16 protein-coding genes, 3 tRNA genes and 4 pseudogenes are annotated in these 18,310 nt (G+C 55.2%); 9 read left to right on the top strand and 14 right to left on the bottom strand.

Annotated features, from left to right (window positions below; translation table 11 throughout):
• Positions 1 to 169: 169 nt before the first annotated feature.
• The 4 genes from otsB to H7849_RS14860 form a co-directional block, all read right to left on the bottom strand.
• Positions 170 to 967, bottom strand: a complete 798-nt coding sequence (gene otsB / locus H7849_RS14875; RefSeq protein WP_186740331.1) for a trehalose-phosphatase — start codon at positions 965 to 967, stop codon at positions 170 to 172.
• Positions 957 to 3,245, bottom strand: a complete 2,289-nt coding sequence (locus tag H7849_RS14870; RefSeq protein ID WP_251106286.1) for an alpha,alpha-trehalose-phosphate synthase (UDP-forming) — start codon at positions 3,243 to 3,245, stop codon at positions 957 to 959. Before H7849_RS14870 ends, otsB begins: the two co-directional genes overlap by 11 nt.
• Before the next feature lie 765 nt (positions 3,246 to 4,010).
• The gene (locus tag H7849_RS14865) at positions 4,011 to 4,226 is read right to left on the bottom strand and encodes a hypothetical protein (protein ID WP_186740329.1); all 216 of its coding nucleotides are present in this window, start codon (positions 4,224 to 4,226) and stop codon (positions 4,011 to 4,013) included.
• Between the two features lie 684 nt (positions 4,227 to 4,910).
• On the bottom strand, positions 4,911 to 5,525 hold the full coding sequence (locus H7849_RS14860) for a hypothetical protein (protein ID WP_186740327.1): 615 nt from the start codon (positions 5,523 to 5,525) through the stop codon (positions 4,911 to 4,913).
• A gap of 136 nt (positions 5,526 to 5,661) precedes the next feature.
• On the opposite strand from H7849_RS14860, the gene H7849_RS14855 reads away from it, so the two are divergent.
• Positions 5,662 to 6,819: a DUF362 domain-containing protein gene (locus H7849_RS14855; protein ID WP_186740326.1), complete on the top strand. Its 1,158-nt coding sequence runs from the start codon at positions 5,662 to 5,664 to the stop codon at positions 6,817 to 6,819.
• Between the two features lie 410 nt (positions 6,820 to 7,229).
• Here the strand turns inward: H7849_RS14855 and H7849_RS14850 are convergent, their stop codons facing one another.
• On the bottom strand, positions 7,230 to 7,508 hold the full coding sequence (locus H7849_RS14850; RefSeq protein ID WP_186740324.1) for a hypothetical protein: 279 nt from the start codon (positions 7,506 to 7,508) through the stop codon (positions 7,230 to 7,232).
• 72 nt (positions 7,509 to 7,580) lie between these two features.
• On the opposite strand from H7849_RS14850, the pseudogene H7849_RS27460 reads away from it, so the two are divergent.
• A pseudogene (locus H7849_RS27460) lies at positions 7,581 to 7,814 on the top strand (TMEM175 family protein); the annotation flags it as partial.
• Between the two features lie 330 nt (positions 7,815 to 8,144).
• Here H7849_RS27460 and H7849_RS26885 read toward each other — a convergent pair.
• From H7849_RS26885 to H7849_RS14825, 7 genes and pseudogenes are all read right to left on the bottom strand, one after another.
• Positions 8,145 to 8,552: a 2Fe-2S iron-sulfur cluster-binding protein gene (locus H7849_RS26885; protein WP_251106840.1), complete on the bottom strand. Its 408-nt coding sequence runs from the start codon at positions 8,550 to 8,552 to the stop codon at positions 8,145 to 8,147.
• Positions 8,553 to 8,603: 51 nt separating this feature from the next.
• Positions 8,604 to 8,825, bottom strand: a pseudogene (locus H7849_RS26880) (sulfurase); the annotation flags it as partial.
• 128 nt (positions 8,826 to 8,953) lie between these two features.
• Positions 8,954 to 9,907, bottom strand: a pseudogene (locus H7849_RS26875) (MOSC domain-containing protein); the annotation flags it as partial.
• A gap of 38 nt (positions 9,908 to 9,945) precedes the next feature.
• A complete protein-coding gene (locus tag H7849_RS26485; protein WP_251106285.1) occupies positions 9,946 to 10,428 on the bottom strand; it encodes a DUF427 domain-containing protein in 483 nt (160 codons plus the stop codon).
• Between the two features lie 127 nt (positions 10,429 to 10,555).
• A pseudogene (locus H7849_RS27455) lies at positions 10,556 to 10,708 on the bottom strand (DUF427 domain-containing protein); the annotation flags it as partial.
• A gap of 256 nt (positions 10,709 to 10,964) precedes the next feature.
• The gene (locus H7849_RS14830; RefSeq protein WP_186740322.1) at positions 10,965 to 11,405 is read right to left on the bottom strand and encodes a VOC family protein; all 441 of its coding nucleotides are present in this window, start codon (positions 11,403 to 11,405) and stop codon (positions 10,965 to 10,967) included.
• 325 nt (positions 11,406 to 11,730) lie between these two features.
• Entirely contained in the window at positions 11,731 to 12,645 is a 915-nt protein-coding gene (locus H7849_RS14825; protein WP_186740320.1) for a haloalkane dehalogenase, read from the bottom strand.
• Positions 12,646 to 12,902: 257 nt separating this feature from the next.
• Between H7849_RS14825 and H7849_RS27450 the strand changes: the two genes are divergently transcribed.
• Both H7849_RS27450 and H7849_RS14815 read left to right on the top strand, forming a co-directional pair.
• A complete protein-coding gene (locus H7849_RS27450) occupies positions 12,903 to 13,208 on the top strand; it encodes an ABATE domain-containing protein (RefSeq protein ID WP_432756492.1) in 306 nt (101 codons plus the stop codon).
• A 195-nt stretch (positions 13,209 to 13,403) separates the two neighbouring features.
• Entirely contained in the window at positions 13,404 to 13,709 is a 306-nt protein-coding gene (locus H7849_RS14815; protein ID WP_222439655.1) for a lyase family protein, read from the top strand.
• Positions 13,710 to 14,431: 722 nt separating this feature from the next.
• Here the strand turns inward: H7849_RS14815 and H7849_RS14810 are convergent.
• Together H7849_RS14810 and H7849_RS14805 are read right to left on the bottom strand one after the other, a co-directional pair.
• A tRNA-Pro gene (locus H7849_RS14810) sits at positions 14,432 to 14,508 on the bottom strand.
• Between the two features lie 74 nt (positions 14,509 to 14,582).
• A complete protein-coding gene (locus H7849_RS14805) occupies positions 14,583 to 15,098 on the bottom strand; it encodes a DUF4112 domain-containing protein (protein WP_186740316.1) in 516 nt (171 codons plus the stop codon).
• Between the two features lie 90 nt (positions 15,099 to 15,188).
• Between H7849_RS14805 and H7849_RS14800 the strand changes: the two genes are divergently transcribed.
• From H7849_RS14800 to H7849_RS14780, 5 genes are all read left to right on the top strand, one after another.
• A tRNA-His gene (locus H7849_RS14800) sits at positions 15,189 to 15,263 on the top strand.
• A 7-nt stretch (positions 15,264 to 15,270) separates the two neighbouring features.
• Positions 15,271 to 16,023, top strand: a complete 753-nt coding sequence (locus tag H7849_RS14795) for a DUF72 domain-containing protein (protein ID WP_251106283.1) — start codon at positions 15,271 to 15,273, stop codon at positions 16,021 to 16,023.
• On the top strand, positions 16,020 to 17,105 hold the full coding sequence (locus H7849_RS14790) for a YheT family hydrolase (protein WP_186740314.1): 1,086 nt from the start codon (positions 16,020 to 16,022) through the stop codon (positions 17,103 to 17,105). The genes H7849_RS14795 and H7849_RS14790 overlap by 4 nt, the downstream gene beginning before the upstream one ends.
• Positions 17,095 to 17,655 carry a hypothetical protein gene (locus tag H7849_RS14785; RefSeq protein ID WP_186740312.1) on the top strand — a complete coding sequence of 187 codons (561 nt, stop codon included), beginning with the start codon at positions 17,095 to 17,097 and terminating at the stop codon, positions 17,653 to 17,655. Before H7849_RS14790 ends, H7849_RS14785 begins: the two co-directional genes overlap by 11 nt.
• Positions 17,646 to 17,722: transfer RNA gene (locus H7849_RS14780), tRNA-Arg, on the top strand. Before H7849_RS14785 ends, H7849_RS14780 begins: the two co-directional genes overlap by 10 nt.
• The last annotated feature ends 588 nt before the right edge of the window (positions 17,723 to 18,310 follow it).

The following is an 18,310-nucleotide window of genomic DNA, read 5'->3' as shown; positions in this document are numbered from 1 at the left end:
GCGAAAAGATCTATCAAGGTCAGAGAAGTAAACTATTGCCTGCTGGAGGGTTACAGGTCTTTGAGTGTGTTCGACATAGGGCGTTCCTTCGAATTAAGAAAATCTTGCGCCTTATGTTCTTGTGTGTCAAGTATGTTATTGCCCTTAGTAAGGCTTGACCAACTTACGATCATCGAGTGCCCATTCCGGCGATGTCTGACCACGTTGCCAAGAAGTCGATCAATTCTTGCGGAGGCTGGAGCCATGCGTCAGCAATCGTCTTCCGGTATTCGTGCCGCACCAAGACCGAAAGCCCGCGTCCATTCAAGACACGGAAGGCATCTTCGTCCGTGAAGTCGTCTCCGAGGAAAGCAACGGGCGTCGCTGCATCTGTCGTTTTCAGAATCGCATCAATTACATCTCCTTTGTCCGGACGAGCAGCCCGGAGCTCGATACCACCATCGAAAGCTAGGAGCTTGATTCCTTGTACTCCCTCGAATTTATTCCAGCCTTCCTGGATGCGGCTCTGAACGTGTTCCACTTCTGATGCGGATAGCCCGCGCCAATGAACGGCAATGCCACCTGGTTTGATTTCAGTGATGGGTAGTAGCCCCGCCTGCAACAGCCAATCTTCAGCCTGTCGAATGATTGCCAGGGTATTTGGCTCGATCTCTGTGCGTCGGTAGAATCCATCTGCCGACAGATGCTCCAACCCATGGGCGCCCCATATCTCAAAATCAGTTAACTGGCTGAGCAAATTCTGTATCTCGATAACCGGTCTACCGGATACGATAGCGAGCTTAGTTCTGCCAGATCCAATGATCCGCTCCAGAATCGGCACGATACCCGGATAAGGGTAAGCCTGGTGACGATCTGTCTGAAATGGCGCCAGAGTGCCATCATAGTCCAACAAGAGCAGTGCAGTCGTCGTGCGATTGAACTGCTGAAAAAAATCGATGACTACTGACTTTCGATCATCAATTTGCACGCCGGGTCTCGTTTGGGGTTGTTTTGGATACCATGTCCCTGCCGAGGCGAAGGTCACATAGATCTCCGATCAAACTGCCTGCCCACCAGTAGATGTTGTGTTCCTTCACCGATCTCCGCATGCGCTGCATGCGATCAACGACCTCACTAATATCCATTTCCAGTGCCTGTGCGATGGCTTCGCCGGTCGCTTCCGTGTCATATGGATTAACGATGATGGCGTCTCGCAAATCCCGCGCAGCACCGGTGAACAAGCTCAGAATCAATACGCCTCGCTCATCCTCGCGCGCGGCAACATACTCCTTTGCTACCAGGTTCATTCCATCGTGCAAAGAAGTGACCATGCATAGGTGCGCGACACGATAGTAACGCCGCACTTCTTCGTGGCTGTGCTGACGATTCAAGAGAACAATCGGCCTCCACTTGCCGCGTCTGAACCGTTCATTGATGCGATTGGCTTCATTCTCCACCTCCTTTTGGAAGTCGGCGTACCTTGGAATACGGCTGCGCGTAGGCGCGCCGATCTGGACGAAAGTAAATTTTCCTTGATAACGCGGATGCCGTTCCAGAAAGGACTCTACTGCCAGAAAGCGTTCTATGATGCCCTTGGTATAGTCCATACGATCGACGCCTACACCCAGGAAGGTCGTTCCTATCCCGAGTTCTGCAATTAGCGCGCTTCGTTCGTCTGCCGTATCGTTGTCAGGAGAAATATTTTCGGCCTCTAAAAAGTCGACACTGATCGGGAACGGCAAAACAGCGGACCAGTGATTCCTGCGTCTGACCGCAAAATGCTCCCAGTCCACCCTGGCCTCAAGCACGCGGTCTACCGTGCTGAGAAAATTATTGCAATGCGCCTGCACATGAAACCCAATGATGTCTGCTCCGAGCAGCCCGTCCAATAATTCCTGTTGCCATGGGCAGATGCTGAATGCTTCCGGGTTAGGCCACGGAATGTGCCAGAAAATCGCAACCCTGGCATGAGGGATACGATCCTTCACCATGCGCGGCAGTAGAGCGAAGTGATAATCCTGAATCAGAACAACAGGATGCTCTTCTTCCGCGATTTCTTCCGCAAGCGCGTCAGCAAATCGCGCATTTACCGTATTGTAGTCCTCCCAGTCGGATGCTCGAAAGATGGGACGCGTGTGCGCCATGTGGCAGAGCGGCCACAGCCCTTCATTAGCAAAGCCGTAGTAATAACCCTCTTCTTCTTTTTCGCTGAGCCAGACGCGGCGTAATGTGTATTTGGGATTGTCTGGAGGAACCTGCAAGCGGTCGCGACTGTCTACAGTTTCTCTGTCTGCACTGCCGCTTCCCTGGGCGATCCATGTTCCTTCGCAGGCACAGAGAATCGGCTCAATTGCTGTAACCAGTCCGCTCGCAGGAACGGTCACCGTGATCTCGTTGCCCTGACGATTGTGGATATAAGGTTCGCGATTCGAGACCACGAAAAGATTGCTGCCGTCGAGCTTCGTCCGGACGTGGTCGGCTAATCGTTGTGCGGTCCACAGAGATTCGTTTGTATTCCGGAGCCGTGCTTCGATCTCTGCTGCTGCGCGTGCTTGCCGCATGCTTTCTGCGAGAGGTGCCACCTCTCTTGCCAGCGGCTGGAGAAAGTCGAGATCTTTTGCTGTTGGCGGAGCTGCGTGCCGATCCGTACGCAGAGTTTTCATCCACTGCGCAGCCCGCGCGATGGGCCCAGCCAGGCTCCAACGGACAATCAACAAAGTGATCGCGACAATTACGAGTACCTGCCCGGCGATATGGACAAATGCCTGGCCCCAAACACGGAAGATCTGTGCGCGGATATAGCCGGTATCGTAAACAACAATCATTCCGCCAGCTACGCCGTTGTTGATGGCATGCAGCGGTGCGGCGAGTATATACAGTCGCTTAAAATGCACCCGTGTGTAAATGGTTTCGGGACGATTGTGTAAGATCGCCTCTTTTAGCGCCTGCGGAATCGCAGGCACAACCGTACTAAGATCGGGACTGACGGCAAGAGGAAAGAATTCGGTATCGTATATACCGATACCAACCAAGTGGTCGCGGTTGCTGAAGCGCTCGATCATGGATTCGAGGCCGGGCTTGTCTCCGTTTTGCAGGTAGGATTCGGCGTTTGCAGCCAGGCTCTCACCGAAAGTCTCAGCTTTTCGCTCAAGGTCGAAGCGCAGTGCGTCTTTCTCGGTTCGCACCTGATACCAGGACGAGACCACGGATACCATGGTGACTCCAATGATCAACGCAATAATCAATCGTAAACTCAGAATCCGCATTTGCCCTCGTCTGACTCACGTTTGATGCGGTTGATTGTAAGGAATTGCCGACGACTCAATTTCGTAAAGAAAAGAAGGTGTTATTTAGTCACTCTTATCGAGGACCGGCCTTCTTATACCTCGCATGAAAGATGAAGACTACTCCGTGAAAACCACAATCAGCCCGGGACCACCATGCGCATTCCGATGACCGCGGCCTGGAATGCTCGAAGCCATAGTGCCAGTCGAAAGCCGTAAGAAGCAGTTCAGATGAAGCACAGAGCCGCCAGCGTCTGATACGTGATGAGATCTCACTCTCACCCTTATACGAGCAGCCTTTAAATTCACGGATAGATGCTCCAAACCCCTGATCATCGTAGATTCGGCAACGAAGACGCGGCCTGGCTGCAACCTGTTCTTTTTGGTAAGCCTCCGCCACTGAGAGATTCTCGAACACGGTGCAGAAAGGCGCGGCTCCGGAAGTGCCACCGAAATTTGGGTAACGCACTGCATGTTTTCCAGCCCTCATCCGCTCGTTCAATGAAGGCGGGTGCACACGTCCATCAAATAGTGACAATGTACCTGGATCACACACAATTCAAGTTTAACAATCCAGGAGACAGAAGGCTGGTCGCTTTGCCAGAAAGCCTGGCCTAACGGACAAGTGGCTTGCTCGCAGTTGTCTTGAAGCGTGAAGGTTGAATTTATTACGACTGAACACTGAGAATGTGCGTTCGCTCCGAGTTGTACATTCGGGCCATCACGTTGCGTCGCGCAAACCCGTCTTTAGGCGTAGAAGTGCCTAAATCGTCGCACTTCGGTCACCACGGAATAGCCGTGCTGCACGATCTCCGCAGCGCGGGCGCGATATATGCTGGGCTCTTCCGGAGCCCACGTGCCCAGACCATCCACATAGCCATTGCACATGCAAAAGACAGCGGCGATAAGAACTGTGTCGTGAATCTCTCTGTCAATAGCGCCATGCCCGCGAGCGGCAGTCACATCTTCTTCCGTTGCTCGTTCTCCGCCGTGCTGTACTTTGCCTGCGATGTTTAGCAGGGCCTTCAGCTTGGGAGAAATCGACGTTCGCCCAATCTGTCTTCACAGTCTGCACCAGCTTTTCATCGCGACCGAGCTGGGCTGCGGCGACCGCGCCGTGAATGGCCTGGCAAAAAGCAGCAGTCGTTCCGCCACGACACATGCGCCGCGATCATTTCGCGCTCGCCTCGAGCTAACGTGCTTTACCACGTAAGGACTATGTTGACGAGTTTATTGCGGGGAGGTAGGTCATCAAGCCAACGATATCAATGAGGCCATGCAAATTAGCTCCTAAACTGTTGTTGTAACACTGGTTAATAAGTAAATGACTCACTGCCATTCCATTCCGCATAGTGGATGCTACGCCAAGGCGCGCTCGAGGCGCCTCAACCGAAAGCATGGGACACAGTCCACCTCAGCCTTGACAAATTCAACCAACGCGGCAGACGTTTGTCCTGAGAACGGTCTCGTTCGTGGCGGTTTGCCATCTCGGGTGCTGGTTGGTTTCGCTACCGTATTCATCTACAGCTTCAGCCTGATGGTGAATGTTTCACGATTCGCCTGATTGCAGCCGATGGATGTGATGACGCTGCGCATGTATCCATCCTTGCGACTCTGACCAACGCACCCGTGAGACCGGGCGAGTCTCTAGCCGCGGGAATGTCTCCGAATTGCCAGAATCGACGTCCAGGCGCTTCCCGAAGGAACACACGATCCGATGCTCCTGCGTGGTGCCAGTGTCAGGAATCGAGTAGCAATCCGACGTTGGGGCCACATTCCTTGGTGAACGCGAGCATATCGTTCATGCGCCAAATGAATTCGTATTTGTGCGCTTTGCGGAATTCGAGCGGACCTAGAAACTCGAGGCCGAGGCGACGTTGTGACGCGCCAAAATGCGGGCACTTTCTGTAAACCGCTGCTTATAGGTTGGCGCAGTTCATCTTTTGGCGTATCGCTCGACGGCATGATGTACGTGATCATGCGCGGGCAGCGGATAGCGGCAGCGAACTGGGCGGCTGCGTCGATCCGCGTGAGCGAGGCATTGAAGGTTGCGTCGTCTTTCCGGAATTCGACCGGAAAATCGATGACAGCTGGCTTGATCTTAAGGCCGCAAAGCAGGTCGTTGGTCGCGGTGACGCCGGCTTGCATAGCCGGGCTCAGCATGATGTCCGTGCCGGGAAAGCCAATTTTCGCTGCCAGGCGCGCAAAGTCAGGCCACGGAACACGACCTTGCAACAGTACGCTGTTCAAGGAGAGGAACATGTTGCGCTCGTCGGCGAAAGCCCTGGAGGAGAGCGCTGCTACGGCGAACAACTTGCCAAACGATCTTCGGGATATCAAATAAGACACGCGCAATCGATCATACGCGAGTAGCATAGCGCTGAGGAGGCGGGAAGACATGAACAGACGGGAGATGCTGGCCACCACCGGTGCTGCAACGCTTGCAGCACTTTGCATGCCGAAGCTGATGAAGGCCGAGGCTCCAGCGAGCCGGGTTGCGATCGTGCGTTGCCATGATTACGCGCAGTATGCGCAGGCACTCTCTCTTGCGTTCGATCAAATCGGCGGGATCGAAAAGTTGGTGCGCGGAAAGACCGTTGCGCTCAAGCTAAATCTCACGGGAAATCCGAAGAACTTTCCGCTGACGCCTGAGCTTCCTTATCGGACGAATCCGCAGTCGGTGGCGGCGACAGTGTATCTGTTTGCCAAGGCAGGTGCGCGGCGCGTTCGCATGATTGAAAGCTTCTTCCCGGCCGATCAGGATCTCTCGTTGTGGGCACGCTACGGCTTGGACGTAAACGCGATTAACAACATGGGCGTGCAGGTGGTTTGGGAAAACGTGCAGAACCTGGGCAACTACAAGCAATATGTGCGCATGAAGGTGCCCTGGGGCGGGTACGCCTATCCGGCATACCACCTCAACCCGGCGTTCTATCAGTGCGACGTGTACGCTTCGATGGCGAAGCTGAAGAACCATTGGATTGCAGGCGTGACCATGACGATGAAGAACAACTTCGGTAACACGCCCTGCTCGCTCTATGGTGGGGACTGCGGACCTAGTGGGAACGAGCGGCCGACGAAAGAGCGCGGAGCTGTGCTGCACGATGGAACGACGCCTGCACCCTCGGGAGTAGATGCCGAGTTGCATCCTGATTCGCCGCGCGATCCGGGCTATCGGGTTCCGCGCATTCTGGTTGACCAGAACGGTATTCGGCCAGTTGATATCGCCATCGTGGATGGCGTCGAGACAGTGCGGGGAGGGGAAGGTCCATGGCTTCCTGGCCTGGAAAAGATGACACCGGGCGTGATCATTGCCGGGCGCAACGCCGTCTGTGTGGACGCTGTCGGGATGGCAGTGATGGGCTACGATCCGTATGCGGAGCGCGGCACGTCTCCGTTCATCCGAGGTGACAACTCGCTGCGTCTCGCAGAAGATGCCGGAATCGGAACACGAGACCTGAAGCGTATCGAAGTAGTCGGATTATCGATTAAGGACGCTCATATCAATTTCGGACCCGGCGCGGTAGGTAAGAGGCTGAGCGAATTGAACTCGTAATTCGCTCCCGGTGAAGCGGGTTGGGAGCGCTTGCTTACGCGCGCGCGTCCGTGAGTGGTACGCGTCCATTGAGGGCGTAGGTGTGTGGACGGCTGCCGATATATATTCAAGAACATGTTTGGCGGCATTGAAGCAGATGGAACCAAGTTTGTTTGCGGCATCGATACCGGACCTGACGATCTCAAGACAGCGCAATTCCCAACGTCTACTCCCGAATAACGGTCGCGAGTGTTATCGATTTTTCAAAACCAGCGGGACGCAATTCGATGCCATTGGCATCGGATAGTTCGGAGGCCTGTCGATCTCGATCCGAAGAAGTCGACGCTGGCGGGAATGGTGAGCACATCGATCGGTTTCCTTGCCACAGAAGCATCGTGGGGCCCGTTGACCAGGTGAGAGCCGCGAGCTTTTCAAAGCTGCGGTTCTGTTGCCGCAAGCATCGAATTCGCGATAGGTGTTGAAGTATGCGCCTGAGTCGCGATGGGCGACGTCTTCTGCCACGACAAGCGTTCAGGATGCCGGTAAGGGAGTGGGCGCAAGAGTACCGCTTTGACGATGCTGAAGATAGCAAAGTTTGCGCTGATGCCGAAGGCCAGGGTAAGGATGGCCATCGAGGCAAATTCGCGCGACCTGATTAATTGGCGCATGGCGCGGTACAGGTCACGTGCAAAGTTCTCTAGTGGGTACATGGGCGGCTCCGAGGGCCGGCGTGGCCGCGACTGCTAATTGACGCTGGGATTTGATTCCCGGAGCTCAAAGCACCGGATCAGCCGGCGTTCTCGGATCTTCTGCCTCTATGGCCAACGGCCATCACCTACGTGGCGAGTAATCTCTTCATCGCCATTATTTGGATAAACCACCATTACCTTATGCGGTTCGCAGTTGCTCCATCGCTGAAATTGATACGGATCAACTTCGTCCATCTTTTCATGGTATCGCTCCTGCCCTTTGCGACCGCGTGGATTGCGCGTACCCAGCTCGCGTCGTCCCCGTAGTGTTTTACGCAGGACTATTCGTGTGCATCGACATTGCATACAATGCCTTCGAGCACGAAATTTTAGCCCGCGCACGCGACGCAGGTGTCCGAGGATACGCGGCGCTTGGCAAGGCGCCGATCACTCGGTGTCCTTCTGAGCTTAACGACCGCTATGCTGGTTGCCTTCGTCGCGCCGCGCGTCGGGTTCGGTCTGATATGCGCCGCCCTGATCTTCCATTTGCGGCCAGACGCCGCCCCTGGCGGTGACTGGTGCGCTCCCTCCTGGACTCCATGCGAGCTATTGTGAAGGATCGAGTCAACCGCCTGAGAAATCGATCTCGGTCGCGCTTCACAAATCGATGACGACGTCGCTTATCGGTTGGGAGCAGCAAACGAGAACGTTGCCATCAGCGGGCTTGTCGAGTGGCTCCGGTCCGTAGACGACCGCCCCCGAAGCCAAACCGCTCTCACAGTTGTGACAAACACCGGTACGGCACGACCAACGGACCGGTACGTCGCACGCCTCCGCCAGTTCCAAAATGCTCTGGTAGACCGAGGCATTCCAGTGTGCAGCGATGCCGCTGCGCGCGAACGACACCAGCGGACCGGTGTCGGCCTCGCCCTTGGGAAGATGCGGAGCTCGCGTTGTTGTACCGACGACACCAGGTGTCATCGCCTCGCTGCCGTTAAAAATTTCGACGTGAATCCGCTCCGGCGCCACGCCAAAGGTTGTGAGCGCCGCTTTCATCTCAGCCATGAAGCCAGTCGGTCCGCAGATGTAGACATCCGCCTCCCGTGGTACACCGACCTCGTCGAAGACCGATTGCGACAGGTGACCGGCAGCGTCGAAATCCTCGCCCTTCTTGTCGCTCGAGCCCGGCTTGCTGTAACAAACATAACTGCGGCCGTGCGTGAGCGTGAGCATGAGGCGGCGGACTTCGGCCCCGAATGGATGATGCTGTTGATTGCGGGCCGCGTGCACCCACAAAACCTGTCGCGTCGAGCGGGCTCCCGCCAGCGCGTACAGCATCGCCAGAACAGGCGTCGACCCGATTCCGCGCTGAGCAGCACCACCGGCCGCTCTCCCGACTGCAGAATGAAACTTCCGCGCGGAGAACTGACATCGAGAACATCGCCCACCCGGACATGCTCCCGCAGGTAAGGTCCAGCCGCCCCATTCGGCTCGATCTTCACGCTGATTCGATAGCGCCCCGTCGAGACGGGTCCGGAAAGGGAGTAGCTGCGAAAAAGTGGCGGTCCGCCTGTGGCGCGCGGAAGACGCAAGACCACGTACTGCCCTGGCAGAGCCGTTGGCAGGGGCTGACCGTCCGCGCTCTGCATCGTCAGCGAGATGACGTCTGCGGACTCCTGATCGATCGCCATCACCGCGAGCAGCCGAAATCCTGGTGCGACCGGATGGGACGCGGCTGCCGGTGCGAGCCCCGCGTTCCCACTCTCCGCTCCCATCATTTGGTTCTGCAATAACGCCTCGAACGATGACCGCCATCCCGGCGAAAGCGCTTTGATTCGTAAAGCGCGATCGAGTCGTTCGCGTGGATGATTCGGCGAATAAAGAAGGGCGTTGATCTCTGCGACCGTCATTCGCGCATCCGCCTCTCCTGCCTTCACCATTTCGTCGCCGGCGCCCACCTCACCTTCGCGCAGAACGCGGAAATAGAACCCGGGCCGTCCGCTGGATGTCAGCAATGCCGGCATCCGCGGCTCGCTCATCCGAATGCCGACGCGATAACAGGTAACGCGAGGTTGAGTGACCTCGAACAGTGCGCTGCCGATCTGATAACGATCACCTATGCACACGGCATCGTCTGTCAATCCTTCGATCGTGAAGTTCTCGCCGAACTGCCCGTAAACGAAATCGGCTCTGTTCAGCTGCTGCTGCCAGTAGCGATAGGATTCGATCTGGTAGACGAAGACCGCTCGCTGCTCACCCCCATGCCCGGCAAGATCACCTTGACCGTCTCCCTCCAGGTTCAACCGGCCGACGCGACAGCGGCCATGCACCGGGTCCTTCCATATCCCCGTGTGCACAGTCCGGCCTTTCCATTCAATGTCGCGCGGAAGTCCGACGTTCACCGATAGTAGTCGAGCCATGCCGCTCCGTTTGGTGGGGGCCGATTACCACCCCGTCTTCAATTTTCGTGTTGTCGGCGTTCGGATGCCTCGTCAACGGTGAGCTCGCGATCGGGGCCGTGCGGAATCACAGTCTGACCCGGCTCCAAATGGAGCTGCTTGCCATCGAGCTGCACCGAGACGATATCAGGCTCGAACGACACAAGGTTGGAAATGCGGCCGACTTCAGGATAGGCATCAGGATACGACCACGCTGCAAGCCTTGCGTCGTCGATGTTGTAGTAGCTGCAGAGCCCTTTATACGGGCAGAAGGTTCGATGTTCTACAGCTGTCAGCGCGGACTCATCGATGTCGGCACGCGGAACGTACCAGCGTGGCGCAAAGCCGGATTCATACAGGACCATCGGCCGCTTGGTGTCGGCGACCACGCGGTCGTGATGGCGAACAACGAGGTTGCGTGAAGATTGGCGGATGTCGATGCGGTGATAGCTGTCGGCGGCATGACCCATGATCCGTTCGTCCTCTTCGTAGAAGGCGTCCATGGCCGGCCACGCGAACGCGACCCGTCCCTGCAACTCGCTCGCGTAGCTGGGCAGCTTCGCGTGTTTCCACGCCGCTCGGGGTGCGTTTTTTTCCCGCGCGGACGGTGTACCAGGACGTAGGCCCGAGGTCGCGGTGTCGAGTGGAATGCTCGGTCAGCTCGATGGTACTTGGAACAATATCGGTCTCTGGGAAATAGGCCACCGGATAGCGGTCGGGCTCGAAGAGCACAAGGACCTGCTCGCTATCGGCAATCCAAGTTCCGGCGAAACGGACGCGCATGCGGCGACGTAGCCGTTCGACATACAGGAGCCTCTCAGGCAGCGGTTCCGGAACGAGGAACCGGCCGATTGCTCCGGGCGAAAGCGGACCTTGTTGCCAAGACAATCCCATTGCTCATCTCCTATGGTTTAACTAAACAAGCTAAATGCTACACTTCGGGCACGAACAGCCAACCTTAGCGTCCCATCCGCGAAATTGCGGGGCGCAAACAGAGTGACTGCACTTTTGCGATGTTATTCACTTCGAGCCTCCAAGACTACGTTCGACGATATCCTCGTTCCTGTAGCATCCAGCCATTGCCGTCTGGGTCGGAAAACCTGGCAAAGCTGGCGTAATCTCCTCGCGCGGGATCAAGGCCCGGTGCGAACCCTCCATCCCAGGCTCCGGACGGTGTCTTGTGCCGGATCTCACCGACCTCAACTCCCCGTTCGAGCAGAAATCTCCGTGCAGCGTCGATACCTGTCACGACAAGATAAAGCCCGCGGAGTGAACCTATGGGGGCATCATTCAGGCCGATCCCAATCTGAATGGAGCAGCTAGAGCCAGGAGGCGTAAGCTGCACAACTCGAAATGTGTTGTTCGGCGAATAATCGACGTCCAGGGCGAAGCCGACTTGATCGACGTAGAACCGCAGAGCGCGGTCGACATTGCTCACTGGCAATGTAATGACTTCAACTGATAACGTTGCTGTTTCCATGGAAACTCTCCATTGCCGTTTTGGGTCCGGGATATTCTGTGCCCGGCTTTTGCAACACCATTAATAACTGTGCCCCAACTGGACCCGTCGGCCCAAGCGCCATGAACAAAAACCACGGTTGCATTTTTTTGAAATCCCACGGTTAATCCTTTCATTCGGTTGTGTTCAAGTGAGAAACTCTTCTCATACCTTGAAAAAATTGGGCAAGAAACTGATTCATCTTTTTCCGAATGAAGTCGAGATCCTCTTCCAGCGCGAAATGTCCGGTGTCGAGTATTTGAAGCGAATCTGCCAATCGCATTGCGGACTGACAGATTCGCTGCTGTCAGCCCAAGGACCGCATCCACTCAGCGACCGCTTGTCCGATCTCGTTCGGCGAATCTTCCTGAACGAAATGCACACCCTTGACCGTAACCTCAGTCTGCGACGGCCATGAGCGGGCAGTAGCGAGATTCGCACCGACGGCCAGGAGTGCGCCGGGTTCCGCCTTAATGAAAAGTTTGGGCACATTGCTTTTCGCCAACCAAGCCCCATAAGCGGACACGATTTCGGCCACGTCCGCGGGCTCACCTTCGATGGGGATCTCTCGGGGAAATGTCAGCGTGGGCCGTCTCCCTTCGCCCGGTTCGACGAACGGACGACGGTATTCGGTCATCTCCTCGGGGGACAGGGTACGCAGGATGGCCCCGGGAAGAATCTTTTCGATGAAGAAGTTCTCTTGCAAAACCATCTTTTCCCCGGCGTCGGAACGAAGCGCTTGCAAGAGCGGGCGCATGTTCATGTTGTCCCAATGATCCCAGCCTTGCGGCCCTACGATCGCCTCCATATATGCGATACCCCGCACAGCATCGCGGTGGCGATTGGCCCAATCGAAGCCAAGTCCCGAGCCCCAGTCATGGATGACGAGAGTCACCCGCTTGCGCACATCCAGAGCATCGAGCAAAGCATCAAGATAGCGGCGCTGTTCGACGAAACGATATGAGCCGGGGCCACTGTTAGGCAGCTTGTCAGAGTCGCCCATGCCGATCAGATCGGGAGCGATACAGCGGCCGAATGGTTCCAAGTGCGGTATCACGTTGCGCCAGAGAAACGACGATGTGGGATTGCCATGCAAGAAAACGATGGGGTCACCCTGTCCCACTTCCACGTACGCCATCTCGCGGTCGAGGGCTTTCCGCTTCTGCTTTGGGTACCTGGGTGTCGGAGAGATTGTGTTGACGTCTCCTGTTTTCTCATTCATGTTGGTTTCTCCTGTTTTATTAAGGGTAAGTTTTTGTTAGCGATTGACCTTCAAAGGCCCGATAACGTCTTTCGGCCTTTGGGTAGTTTTCTGTCAGAAAACTGCCAAAGAGTTCCCAGATTGTGGGACCAAACCCAGTTGCTTCCGAGTGCAAAAAGTAAATCGCAACACCATTAGTTGTCATCAATTTCTGGTGTTGAATTATGTCCGACACCGGCTTCTATCACTCATAGAGGTTTACCCTGTCAAGAAAAGCTATGCTTGAATTGATGTCTAAGAATTCGAGGTCAGTGGAGAAGAGGGGAGTATTCCTCGCAAGCAATTCGGCTCTGGACTTTTTGAACACGGAATGGCCGACTCCTTCCGGCAAAGAAGATTTCTTCGAGACAGATCAAGACGTCTTCAGCTGGCTGCGCCAAGCGGGACTGGCCTCTAAAGGTGTTGAAGAAGTACGCCCTACCGGAGCCCTGCTCAGGGCTGCGCGAGCACTCCGCTTCAGCTTCGCTAAACGCTGCGAATATTTGCGTGTGGGAATGCACATTGTGACGATCCAATGCGCTTGACCTTACATACGCGACTGGATTTTCAGGGAGCGCAACCCCGATGAGCAGGACTAGGTGGGTTGAGGATGTGAATTGCAATCGCTGCAGGGCCGATTGGCGTCATTACAGGCGATCACGGAGCATGTGGAGGTTTTAAACCTCTGTTAAAAAACTGAATTGTTGTGCTGAAAGAGAAGTTTCCAAAGGGAGAAAACGATGGATGCAATCAGTACGTCGAAGGAGCAATACAGTCGGAAGGAAACCGATAGCATTGGCGCAGTTGAAGTGCCGAGCACTGCATTGTGGGGCGCCCAGATGCAACGCTCGCTTGACCACTTCTGCATCGGACAAGATCTGATCCCGCGCGAGATGATCGCCGCATACGCCACTCTAAAAAAGGCCGCAGCTAATGCTAATCACGCCGGAAAACGTCTTGACGACCAGCCCCACAAGTTAATCGTCCAAGTCTGCGATGAAATCCTTGCGGGCAATCTTCAGGACGTGTTCCCCCCACACGTCTAGATGACTGGAAGCGGCACGCAATTCAACATGAACGATGAACGTAAATGAGGTGATTTCCACCGATGCTGCCAACTTGCGGGCACACTGCTGGGGAGTAAGGCGCCAGCAGCAGACGGAGCGCTCTTCGCGATGACAATTACGATTGGAGAACTATCAGCAGCCGCGCACTGGTCTGCTGAAAAAAGTCGCGCCGCCGGTGCGACAACTGCCAATGACACGACAAATCGCTCTTGATAGTGCAACGATCCAGAGATGAAAGCTCATCTGTGGTCGTCGTCATTCATAAGGTCCGCAGCGATAGGTGGCATACGGAACTACGCGCCGAGCGACCGACATCTCAGAAGTGAATCCTCTCGTTCTGCTTCTGCCTAGCAAGGTCGAGACAAGATATTCATTCGGGAATAATCACTCGGCCTTGCAGTCGTTCTAGCTCGAGGTGGGGTGGAGGGCAAATGCGTTCAGCCTGAAGACCGCATCCTGCATAGCATTTAGAGGGCCCCGCCAGACTGACCTCAATCAGATCAACTTGCTTATATCTGTACCTTATGGAGCGCGCCTAGTCTTACCCACCGTTGACACTAAAACGAACAGGGGTGATATTGCTTCCCTCCAATGGTCTCAAGAATACTCATCGAGTTCGCTTTAACTTCGCTTCGACTAATGCAAACCGGTATCCGCTATGGTATCCACATCTCAAAAATTACTGAAACTAAACGTCTTATTGGTCGGGGCGGAGGGATTCGAACCCCCGACCCTCTGCTCCCAAAGCAGATGCGCTACCAGACTGCGCTACGCCCCGACTCTGATCATTGTATCGTATGCGCAGTTCATATCAGTCTGTGACCGTGTATGTTTAGCTTTCTTCCCGATGCACTAGATGCGGTGCGCCAGCCATTCTGCGAACCAGATCAGCAGAATGGCTGGCACCAGGAAAATAACGGCAACGCATAACCCCATCGCCAGGAGAAAGACCCAGTCTTTCCACGTATGCCGGTGAGGTTGCTGCAGATGGCGCGTCATTAATGCGTAGTTACGCCGATTCGCCTTCCACGCGATGTCGAACATATCTCCAAACAACGGAATCGAGCCGACTACGACGTCGATCCCAAGGTTGATGACCATGCGCGTCAGCGTGACATAAGGTACGCCCCGAAACCACGCGGCAATGATCAGGATGCAGGACGCGAGTCCGGCGATCACATCGCCCAGCCAGGGGACAAGACCAATGATGCCATCCAGTCCAAAGCGAATCGAAGTGCCGGGAATACGGAACCAGTCATCGAGTAAATGGGCCAGCAAGTCGAGATTTTCATCCGCAAAGAGATGGCCGCCAACCCGCGAGCGCGGAGGCAGGCTCTTGCTGAGCGGCGGAAGAATATGTGGTTTCATGCTTCGACTATTTGTTAGATGCGCACGCCTTTGATACCTAAGTGGAGACACGACAGCGCGCCGCAAAATGCTACAATGAGTTACTGCATGGCGGCTATAGTTCAGCGGCAGAACGCCTGACTGTGGCTCAGGATGTCGTGGGTTCGATCCCCACTAGCCGCCCCAAATAAGCTTGATTCTAGACCCGCAAATCAACCAGAAGTCTCAGCCCGTAGGGATCTTTGTAGGCTGCTCCGGCTGGGCCTATCCTACCTGGAAACCGGATTTCTACCCACCAAAGATTCCCGCTAAGAAATTTCTCGAGTATTACGCAACACAACTGAATTCTGTCGAGGTGAACTACACCTTTCGCAGTCTTCCCAGCGCTAACACGACCGCTTCATGGCTTGCAGCTACGGGACCTGATTTCCGATTCTCCTTTAAGGCACCTCAACGCATCACGCATATTTCACGACTTAAGAATTGTGGGGCGGCGCTGACGGCCTTTGCGGAATCGATTCGGCCGATAGTCGACGCGAATCGTTTTGGCGTCGTGTTGTTTCAGTTACCGCCGAACTTCAAGGCGGACGCCGCCCCGTTGGCCGCCTTTCTGGAGGAAGCCGCATCGATCTCATTGAGGATGGCTTTTGAGTTTCGTCACGAGTCATGGTTTGTCGGCGAGATTTATTCCATTCTCGAGAAACACGGCATGGCATTGTGCGTCGCAGAGAGTGATGAGCTAACGACTCCGGATGTGCGAACGGCTGATTTTGCCTGTTATCGTCTTCGCAAGAGTGACTATTCAACGACGGAACTCCATTCCGAATGCGACCGTCTCCGCAAGGCGGCTCGCTCGGGCGATGTCCTCGCTTATTTCAAGCATGAAGATGAGCCTACCGGTGCTCTCCGTGCTGCCGCCGTTATGAAGGAACTGCGCGGTATATGACGGCGAAGACATACACCAAGCTTGCAGCTGCGATCTCCAACGGTTGGCACAGCGATTTCACTCCGCGTCGTTTCCTCAACAATGGCCACGTGATGACCCTTGCTGGAAATTTTCTGCCGCGGCATTGGTCATTGCCGGAACCGGAAGAACTGCTGGTCGAAGTGGAAGAGCCGGTCAAAGGTTACGAGGCATACGGGCCAACATCCATTCTTTGCCACTGTCACTGGCAACCTCTCGATGTTCGCAGGGAACGGCTGACCGTTGTGCTCGTGCATGGCCTTGAAGGCTCATCGGATTCGCAATATGTGCTCGGTAATTCCACACGCGCCTGGGCTGCGGGCTGCAATGTTGTCCGCATGAACATGCGAAGCTGTGGCGGCACCGATAGGTTTTCGCCTACCATTTATCACTCCGGTCGTTCAAACGATGTCGCGCGGGTTGTTGAAGAGATTCTTTCGCGGCAAGGTCTCCAGGCAGTTGCAATGATCGGGTATTCCATGGGCGGCAATCTGGTGCTGAAGTATGCGGGTGAGTATGGCGTCGACGCACCTTCCGCCCTCAAGGCGGTTGTTGGAATCTCTCCGCTGATGGATCTGGCTGTTTCGTCTGCAGCGCTGCATGAGCGGCAAAACCGCTTCTATGAAAAGCATTTTCTGCGCTCGATGATTGATCGCGTGCGGCGCAAGGCAGAACTCTTTCCTGAGATGTATCTGCCCTACTATGCCAGTGGCAAGTTGCGGCGGCTGCACAGCATGCGTGATTTCGATGAACAGGTGGTCGCCCGCTTTGGCGGATTCGCAAACGCCGACGATTACTACTATTCCGTTGCAAGTTCACGCTGTGCGTCGCAGTTTAGCGTGCCGACGCTCATCGTGCACTCGCTCGATGATCCTTTTATTCGTATGTTGCCGGAAACGCGACAGGTGCTGATCGAGAATCCCCACGTCAACTTTATTGAAACCCATCACGGTGGTCATTGCGCCTTTCTCGCCCCATCAGCAGGGTACGATGGCTACTGGGCAGAGAAGATATTGCTCGGCTTCCTCCTCGCGACGGTGCCCAATCAGGTGCATGGAAGCTGACTGGTCGGTCGAGGTCGGCGCTGATCTTCCCATGATCGCGGTGCCATGGGAAGGTTTTGTTGATTTGCGCCGAGGTTTCTCGTCGATCAGCGAGATTCATGAGGCATTTGCTACTCCTGAACTGGCCCAGGCGTTGATCAGGTTGAATCGCGAATCCTCAGGAGTCTTTACTTCCAAGTGCGACGTGTGGGCGCTTACGGCCGACGAGATTGATCCGCTGGAGTTCGATGCGGAGAAAAAGAATGCGGAGCAAGGCATTGCTTGTTACATCGACATGATTCTGCGTGATCAGGTGATCGGTGCGTCGTTCAAAGCACACGAACAGTGGGTGCGCTCAGCAAGCACTGAGTTGCGCCGTACCGAACTGCCGCAGGCGCGCGTCGAATTGGTGGTTCGGCCTGCCAATGTGGACGCGAATTCGGGTTTTGGGATCACACTCTATGTGGCTGCATGCGGCGCAGATGCCGTTGCTGCGACGAGCATTTTTCAAACCGCGCTCGATACTTCCGTAGCGATTACAATGAAGCAAGCAGCCGCAACGGGCGAGTAGCTCAATTGGATAGAGCACCGGCCTTCTAAGCCGGGGGTTACAGGTTCAATCCCTGTCTCGCCTACCAAAACGACTCGTTGATTTCGCCTGAAATCATACCTCAATCGTGGTACGGACCAGACGTCCTGATCGGTAGGCTCAAAAGCACTCTAATTCGGGATGCATATCTTTTGTGGATCCTCCATAGTGTTCATCAGTAACAGCAAGGCGACCGCGTACCTCCCGCCAAGCAAACCTCCAGCGAATCTTCCGGGTGCGCTCGCCTACTGTTACTCGATTTTTTTCCGATGTCGACAGTGAAAGCGCCTCTCAGGTGAGAGCGTCAGGTTCATCGGTTTCGGACTGAAAAGATGTCAGAAGGATACGGCCGCTGCGGCCCGAAAGAGGTAATGGATGAGCACCAACATCTATCCCGTCGGTTCAGTACATCGCAACCACGATCTCTGGGAAGAACTACCAAGTGAAGATTGCACGTCAATGTTTGAATCTTGGCGGGCCGCAGCGAAGGCCCTCTTCGTTCCTCTAGTTCTCAACGGTGCCCTGAGTTTTATTGGTTGGCTGCTATGGACGTTTAGCCGATGAATTTAATCAGGGTCGATGCAATCCTGTTGTGCACATAATCCACACTCGTCACCTGCGACTACTTCAAAGAACG

Origin of the sequence: Alloacidobacterium dinghuense (assembly GCF_014274465.1) — a bacterium.
In the GTDB taxonomy this organism is placed as follows: domain Bacteria; phylum Acidobacteriota; class Terriglobia; order Terriglobales; family Acidobacteriaceae; genus Alloacidobacterium; species Alloacidobacterium dinghuense.
This window is presented reverse-complemented; position numbering and strand designations above follow the sequence as displayed.